The organism is Streptomyces sp. NPDC057428 (genome assembly GCF_042803195.1).
GTDB lineage: Bacteria > Actinomycetota > Actinomycetes > Streptomycetales > Streptomycetaceae > Streptomyces.
The window spans coordinates 1-6,598 of sequence record NZ_JBHVCT010000165.1 but is presented as its reverse complement, the minus strand read 5'-3'; the positions used below and the strand labels follow the sequence as shown (position 1 = coordinate 6,598).

General features: G+C 69.6%; 7 protein-coding genes and 1 pseudogene. 3 read left to right on the top strand and 5 right to left on the bottom strand.

Annotated features, from left to right (window positions below):
- Nucleotides 1–88 precede the first annotated feature (88 nt).
- On the bottom strand, nucleotides 89–634 hold the full coding sequence (locus ACFU5K_RS30935) for an MOSC domain-containing protein (protein ID WP_384067778.1): 546 nt from the start codon (nucleotides 632–634) through the stop codon (nucleotides 89–91).
- 344 nt (nucleotides 635–978) lie between these two features.
- Here ACFU5K_RS30935 and ACFU5K_RS30930 point away from each other — a divergent pair, with 344 nt between their 5' ends.
- Nucleotides 979–1,182, top strand: coding sequence for a cold-shock protein (locus ACFU5K_RS30930; protein WP_384067775.1), 204 nt, complete (start codon nucleotides 979–981; stop codon nucleotides 1,180–1,182).
- Nucleotides 1,183–1,477: 295 nt separating this feature from the next.
- Nucleotides 1,478–1,983 (top strand): annotated as a pseudogene (locus ACFU5K_RS30925) (GNAT family N-acetyltransferase).
- Nucleotides 1,984–2,357: 374 nt separating this feature from the next.
- On the opposite strand, the gene ACFU5K_RS30920 reads toward ACFU5K_RS30925, so the two are convergent.
- Together ACFU5K_RS30920 and ACFU5K_RS30915 are read right to left on the bottom strand one after the other, a co-directional pair.
- On the bottom strand, nucleotides 2,358–2,846 hold the full coding sequence (locus ACFU5K_RS30920; protein ID WP_384067772.1) for a hypothetical protein: 489 nt from the start codon (nucleotides 2,844–2,846) through the stop codon (nucleotides 2,358–2,360).
- A gap of 412 nt (nucleotides 2,847–3,258) precedes the next feature.
- On the bottom strand, nucleotides 3,259–3,525 hold the full coding sequence (locus ACFU5K_RS30915; protein WP_384067769.1) for a hypothetical protein: 267 nt from the start codon (nucleotides 3,523–3,525) through the stop codon (nucleotides 3,259–3,261).
- A 264-nt stretch (nucleotides 3,526–3,789) separates the two neighbouring features.
- Between ACFU5K_RS30915 and ACFU5K_RS30910 the strand changes: the two genes are divergently transcribed.
- On the top strand, nucleotides 3,790–4,221 hold the full coding sequence (locus ACFU5K_RS30910) for a VOC family protein (RefSeq protein WP_384067766.1): 432 nt from the start codon (nucleotides 3,790–3,792) through the stop codon (nucleotides 4,219–4,221).
- Between the two features lie 57 nt (nucleotides 4,222–4,278).
- Here the strand turns inward: ACFU5K_RS30910 and ACFU5K_RS30905 are convergent, their stop codons facing one another.
- Both ACFU5K_RS30905 and ACFU5K_RS30900 read right to left on the bottom strand, forming a co-directional pair.
- A complete protein-coding gene (locus tag ACFU5K_RS30905; RefSeq protein ID WP_384067763.1) occupies nucleotides 4,279–5,046 on the bottom strand; it encodes an NPP1 family protein in 768 nt (255 codons plus the stop codon).
- A 177-nt stretch (nucleotides 5,047–5,223) separates the two neighbouring features.
- Nucleotides 5,224–6,357 carry a hypothetical protein gene (locus ACFU5K_RS30900; protein WP_384067760.1) on the bottom strand — a complete coding sequence of 378 codons (1,134 nt, stop codon included), beginning with the start codon at nucleotides 6,355–6,357 and terminating at the stop codon, nucleotides 5,224–5,226.
- Between the last annotated feature and the right edge of the window lie 241 nt (nucleotides 6,358–6,598).

Here is a 6,598-nt window from a genome sequence, read left to right as displayed (position 1 = left end):
ACCAACACGCCGGAAACCCAACAACACCCCGCATCAAGCAAGTTGACCGCTGACGACCCACGAGCACGCCACTACCTGCGGATTCGGGTCAGACGCGTTCCAGGGGGCGGTGCGGCGCGGGAGGGAGCTCGATGCGGACGGAGTCGTCCGGGCAGACGGGGCCGCCCCGCCGGACCACGGCCATGATGCCGGACTTGAAGGTGAAATCGCCCGACGCCGGGTCCATTGCGAAGACCTCACCGAGCAGGCCCGGCCGGAATTCGTTGATCTTCGCACAGGGGTTCCGCAACCCCGTCACCTCGACAACCGCGTCCGTACCGAGGTGCAGCAGAGCGCCTTCGGGAAGCCCGAGCAGATCCACACCGCGGGTCGTGATGTTCTCACCCAGCTGGCCCGCGGCGATGGCGAAGCCCTTCAGTGCGAGCTCGTCGAAGAGTTCCTCGTGCATGAGGTGGACCTGACGCAGGTTCGGCAGGTCCGGTTCGTAGGTCATGCGGAACTGGTGCCGAATCGTCGTCCCCGCGTGCACATCGCCTTGGACGCCGAGGCCGGGGAGCAAGGTGATGGCCTCGCGGTTCGGTTTGCTGAACGAGTACGTCCCCTTACTGCTGACGGCTGTCACTCTGCCCATCACCCTGCACCCACCCGTCCTCGGAACACACGCCGATCAGACTGTAATGGAGCGCGCGATGCGGCTTGCGCGCCCGCCCTGGACACACCGCGATCGCCCGTCGTCGCCGCCCGCCTCCGTGACGTCACGCTCCCACACGCGGCTGCCGAAGAAGCCCATATGAACCGCGGCGTACGCGGCGCCCCCTCGCTTCCGTACGCCGGCCCTCCGTGCGCGGCGCCCTGTTCTGCCGGAAGTCGGATAAGCGGGCCGGGGCCGGGGTAGTACGGCTGGTGGCTCCTGGCATCGCAGGGGCCGGGGCACGCTCGACGAGGGCTGCTCCTGGGATGGGACGAAGGAAGAACGGTATGGCGAGCGGCACCGTGAAGTGGTTCAACTCCGAAAAGGGCTTCGGTTTCATCTCCCAGGAAGGCGGTGGCCCCGACGTCTTCGCCCACTACTCGGAGATCAGCGGCTCCGGCTACCGCGAGCTGACGGAGGGCGAGCACGTCACCTTCGACATCGGCCAGGGGCAGAAGGGTCCTCAGGCACAGAACATCGTGCGAGGCTGACCGGGACGGACACCGAGGGGTGTGGCGGCCGCCGTTGGAGCGGCCGCCACACCCCTCGGCCGCTGCGTCACAACGAAGCACTACCAGGCCCGGGTGCGTCAGGGCAGGCCCGCACCCACCGCGTTTCGGGCGGGGCGTGGCGGGCCCGCCGGCGGTTCACCGGCCGACAAGGTCCACATCCCGTACGCCCTCAGCTGAGCTTGGCACCTCCGTGTCGGGGCGGAGGGAGCCCATCGTCCTCGGCACGCAGATACCCGCATCCCGGCCACCCACCTTTCACGGGGACAATGGGGCCATGTACATCCGGGTTGCGCACGCCGATGATCTGCCGCTTCTCCGCGACATCGAAAGGGCCGCCGGCCGGTGCTTCCAAGACATCGGGATGCCAGAGATCGCGGACGACGAACCCCTGTCCGTCGAGGGACTGGCCCGGTACGCCGAGCGTGGGTCGGCCTGGGTCGCCGTAGGTGCAGCGGAAGTCCTCGCGGCGTATCTCATCGCCGACGCCGTTGACGGAAACCTGCACGTGGAGCAGGTGTCGGTGCACCCCGACCATGCGCGTCGAGGTGTCGGGCGGCTGCTGCTCGACCACATCGCGGAGCACGCCGTGTCCTGCGGCATTACCGCGCTGACCCTCACCACGTTCACGGACGTCCCGTGGAACGCGCCTTACTACAGGCGCTGCGGCTTCCAACGCTGAGCGACGATGAACTCGGCACCGGTCTGCGGGAGATCCGCCGGCAGGAGGCCGCCCACGGCCTGGACCGGTGGCCCCGGGTGTGCATGCGCCGCGACCTGTGAGCTCCGGCGGGCTGCCGCCGGCTCGCCCGTTCTCGCAACAGGGCGGGCCGAGTTCGCTGTCACCGGCGTCGTCGCTGCAGGACCGTGGGGCGGCTCGGGGGCGTACCGTCGGTATGCGGCACCGGCTCGCAATGGTCGCCGTCCGTGCGTGACGTCGGCGGGCGCGCAGTGCGTGAAGTCAGGTCCCTGTCGGTGTGTCGGACCCCCTCGTTACGCTCGGTTCATGAGTTCTGTGGTCGCAGACGGCACCTTCAGGAAGGAGCAGCCCGCGACGCGCTGGCCCGCTGTCCAGCTCACACGGAGAAGAGACACCAGCCCGCGAACGTCTGCTCAAACCTCCAGCCTCTGCGGCGGAACCTCGCGGACCAGACTGGTCAGCGGGCCGTGGGTGCGCCACCCCAGGAACTCGTAGAGCGCCCGCCCATCGACCCGGCGGTGCGCCCGGGACCAGGCATGGCGACCTGACCACGGGCGGCGAACGCGCCGTCCTCCGTCATGACGAGCACCCGCGTGACGCCGCCCCGCGCCCAAGTACGCACCTGGTAGCCGTCGAGGGCCGCAGCGGCGTTCGCGTGCAGCGGTGCCGACATCAGGAAACCGTCGTCATCGAGGCGCCAGCCGGGCGCTGCCCACGAGACCGCAGTCTGCGGCGGCAGGAAGAGCTTGAGCCAGGTGTCCGGCACGGTAACCGTCTCCGTCAGTTTGCGGACCAGCGACTCGTCAGCATCCGTCAGCACGGGCCTGGTGACCTGACCGGGCAGCCCGACGTCGACGGTGAAGCCCCAAGGCTCGGACACCGGCGGCGCGGCTCCGCGTGAGACAGCCCAGCCCTCCACCCATGAACGTACGACTTCGGCGTTCATGCACATCCCTCCGTAATAAGCGCAGAACGCGACTGCACATTACACGGGGAGCCTTGTCAAGAAGTAGCAGCCGGCGACGCCGCGAATCAACGCTCCTGCACCCACTTCAAACAGAAGGGGCAGGTGCGACCGCATGGTGCTGGCCAGCAGGGGCGGCCCGGAACCAACGCGGGGCGAGAGCGGATGGCCGGAGAACATGTCGGGGGACGCCGCCGACCGCTTCCCGGACTTCGCCGGGCCTCCGACCCGGCGCGCGAGGCAGCGCGGCCCAGGCCGGGGCCGGTGGGCGGCGCGGTGTGGTCAGCCCGTTCGGCGCGCCCCCGGGCCGGGCCCGGCCGACGCACGTTGCTGCAGATCGTCGCTACCACACTTCCGGCCCTGCCCCCGAGCACGGCCCGAGGCGGCGCCGCGCTCAGGGGCTGTCCGCCTCCCATGCCCACCGACCGGGTCCGGCCGCCGTCGGCCCGTACACGGCACGGCCTCCCGGACCGAATTTCCCCAGCTCCGTGCCGAGCGCGGCGCCCACCGCGAGGCGGTCCTGGGGCCAGCCGGTGATGTCCAGCAGCAGCCCGTCCAACGGGCCGCCCACCAACTCCACGTAGACGTGCCCGGGCCGGGGTCCCGGATCGGGGTCGTCGTGGTCGGCGCCGTAGACGCGCCGCCTCATCAGTTCGTCCATGCGTCCAGCATCACAGCCGCCACCGACAGTCGTGACTCCGAGCAGGACCATCGGTGCGTTTTCCGATCAGGACCACCGGCAGGCGCGGCACAGGGCGGGTGATTCGTCACAGTGCGGCCGGTGCTGGCGTTTCGAGGCGCGCGGCAACGGCCGCGTGGGTAACGGTGGACCTCACTCGGGCCTCGCCATGGCGCGGTGCCCCGCCCGGCCCGGCCCGAGGACGATCCGTTCGGCCAGGTCCGCTGGCCCTGCTGAGGAGGCTCCATGAACTGGACACTCGAGGTCATTCCGGTTCCCGTCACCGACATGGACCGCGCGAAGGAGTTCTATACGGAGAAGGCCGGCTTCAAGCTGGACCTGGACGACGAGGTCGCACCCGGGATGCGGATCATCCAGCTGACTCCGCCGGGCTCGCGGTGCTCGATCGCTATGCTGCAGGGCATGCCCGCCCTTCCTGGCGCCAAGGTGATGGCTCCCGGCACGCTGCAGGGCCTCCAGGTCTGTGTCACCGACATCGAGGCGGCCCGCGAGGAACTGGTGGGCCGGGGCGTGGACGTGTCCCCGATCAGGCACGTGGGCGCCACGGGCTGGGAGGAGGGCACGGGCGACACCTGGAACTCGTTCATGTCCTTCGCCGATCCGGACGGGAACGGCTGGGTGGTCCAGCAGGCCCCGTCGGAGCTGTCGGAGCGCTGACGGGCCGTCGGAGACGGGCAGATCGCACGGCGGTACGGATCTGCCCGCCCCGGGACGTCAGGCGTTGGGGTCGAAGGGGATGCCCGCGGGTTTCGCCTTCTCCAGGTGGTAGTTGAAGTTGCCGTCCTTGAGTCCGAAGACCGCGCTGCCGAAGTCGGCCTGGCTGAGGCGGTCACGCAGACCGGCCGGGTAGCCGTTCCACCCCACAAGGGCGGGGAAGCGCCACGTACCGTAGTGGTTCTCCGGTGGCTCGTCGTTGGAGTTCGCGGGCCGGAAGCAGTGCGTGCTCAGCCCGTCCTTGTGGTAGACGACCTTGGGATGTGTTCCGTCCCAGCGGATCGCGTCACGGCCGTACACGTTGAAGTTGCCGTGGGCCGAGGTGGACACGTAGCGGGCCTCGTTGTTCTGCACCCACACCACGACGTGTTCCCAGTCGTGCCGGTGCCCGCCGAGCCCGCTGCCCGCCACCGCCTGGTCCTTCTCGAAGTAGAGCCCGTACATGACGGCGCACCAGCCGTTGTTGCACTTCGTGCGGGCATAGCCGTTTGTGTTGTCCAGGTCGACCGCGTCGCGGCAGTTTCCGTTGACGGCACCGGTGGTGTTGAGTCCGGCGGCTATCGTGCCGTCGGTGCCGATCGCGGGTGTGGGGTAGCAGCCGTCCGTGTCGTAGTCGAACGCCGGCTGGAACGTCTGTTCCGTCCCGTCCGCGTTCGCGGGCAGCGCGCCCGGCGGGGCGGCGAGCGCGCTGCTCGCGGTTCCGATGACCAGCACGATGGCGCTGGTCACCACGAGCGAGGCCTTGCTGATCCGTGCGCTGATTTTCACGGCATCCTCCGGGTCGGCGCGTGGCGGGAACACGCGACTACGTTTGGCATGCCCATAGCAAGCACCCTGAACCCCACCGGCCCCGAAACATCTGATGACGGATCCGGGGCCGGTCGATGCACAGTCAGATGCGCGGAGACCGGGCCACGTGGAGCGCCGGGCCGCCCCAAAATGGCCTTACCGGCGCCGCGCGACCGACGCAGGGGGAGCCGCGCCACCCCGGGCGGCACGGCCGGGGCGCAGGGTCCAGGGCACCGGATCGGTGTTCGTCAGCCATTCGTCGGCGATGAGACGACGCACGGCGAAGATACGCAGTTCGCGGGGCATTTTCCCCCAGCCGAGCCCCTTGCACAGCTGCTTGACGGAGGGGCCGTGCCCGTGCGCCGCGCGGAACGTGGCAGCGAACTCGGCAGCTAGGGGTCCCTGGCCGGGATGTCCGGCCACCCATGACTCGTACGACCTGCGCACCTTCTCGTCGAACTGGGCGGGGAGCGCCTTGCGCATGAAGGCCTCGGAGACCCTCGCGGTCGACAGGGCGCAGTCTGGGCACCCCTCGACGGCTTCGACGTGGCGCCGCAGGGCGGCACTCACTCCGTCCTTCCACTCGTCCCAGGTCGGTGGATCCGGCTCTTCGCGCACCCGGGGAGGAACAGTCGGCGAGGGTCGGACCCCCGACAGGTGCCGTACGGAGTCCCCCAACCGATAACGTGTTCCCTCCAGTTCGCAGACGAATCCCTTGGCGACCAGCTCGGACAGGGCGGCCCGGCACCCTTCGGGCAGATTCGGAGGGAGCGTGCCGTAGTCGTCGACCGGCCAGTGCGCGGCCAGGTAGAGAGCGGCGAGCCGGGCCGCGGACGACGTCTTCTTGACCGGCTTGGCGGACACGGTCCGGCTCGCCCATCCCGACACCCGGGAGCGCATCACCTTGCCGAACGGGAGCCGACGCCCCGGTCCGTCCGCGAGATCGGGCACGCTGACCCCCACGGGAGTGACGAGATCGTCCCCCAACAGCCCGTCCTGCCCCTGCCAGCCGAGTACGGAGAGGGCGTTCACGGCCGCCCCGGCGTCAGCGAGGCGCAGGGCGCGCAGGTCCTGACCCGTGATGTTGCCGATGCCGCTCCGCGCCGCACGGATCGCGACGACGACCGCGAGGAGTTGGGCGTCGGCGTCCTTCAGCGGCAGGGCACTCACATAGGCCAGCAGCGTCCGTGCGGCTTGTCCTTGATCATGCGTCAGCAGAAACGGAGTGGCGGCGGTCTGTACGACTGCGGCCGCAGCGGGGCGGGGCGAGTGGAAAGAGGTGGAAGGCACACCGACTACAACGCGCGCGCGGGCGCGAGGTCACCCCGTCCGAGGTCACGGTCCGGTAAGAGCCGTACCGAGCGCTCCCTCCGGTCGGCTGCCCGGCCGACGGCGGGGGGCGCGTACTGGCGGCCGGTCAGGAAAGTACGATCGAAGCCTGAGTTCCGCAGTTAGCAGTGCCGACTAGGACACGAATATGTGGGTTGACCTGCGAAAATGCCTGTGAGCACGCCGAGATGGCGTGTCACTA

Coding starts and splice junctions, on each gene's coding strand:
- ACFU5K_RS30930 (WP_384067775.1), top strand. CDS start 979: ATGGCGAGCGGCACCGTGAAGTGGTTCAACTCCGAAAAGGGCTTCGGT.
- ACFU5K_RS30920 (WP_384067772.1), bottom strand. CDS start 2,846: ATGAACGCCGAAGTCGTACGTTCATGGGTGGAGGGCTGGGCTGTCTCA.
- ACFU5K_RS30915 (WP_384067769.1), bottom strand. CDS start 3,525: ATGGACGAACTGATGAGGCGGCGCGTCTACGGCGCCGACCACGACGAC.
- ACFU5K_RS30910 (WP_384067766.1), top strand. CDS start 3,790: ATGAACTGGACACTCGAGGTCATTCCGGTTCCCGTCACCGACATGGAC.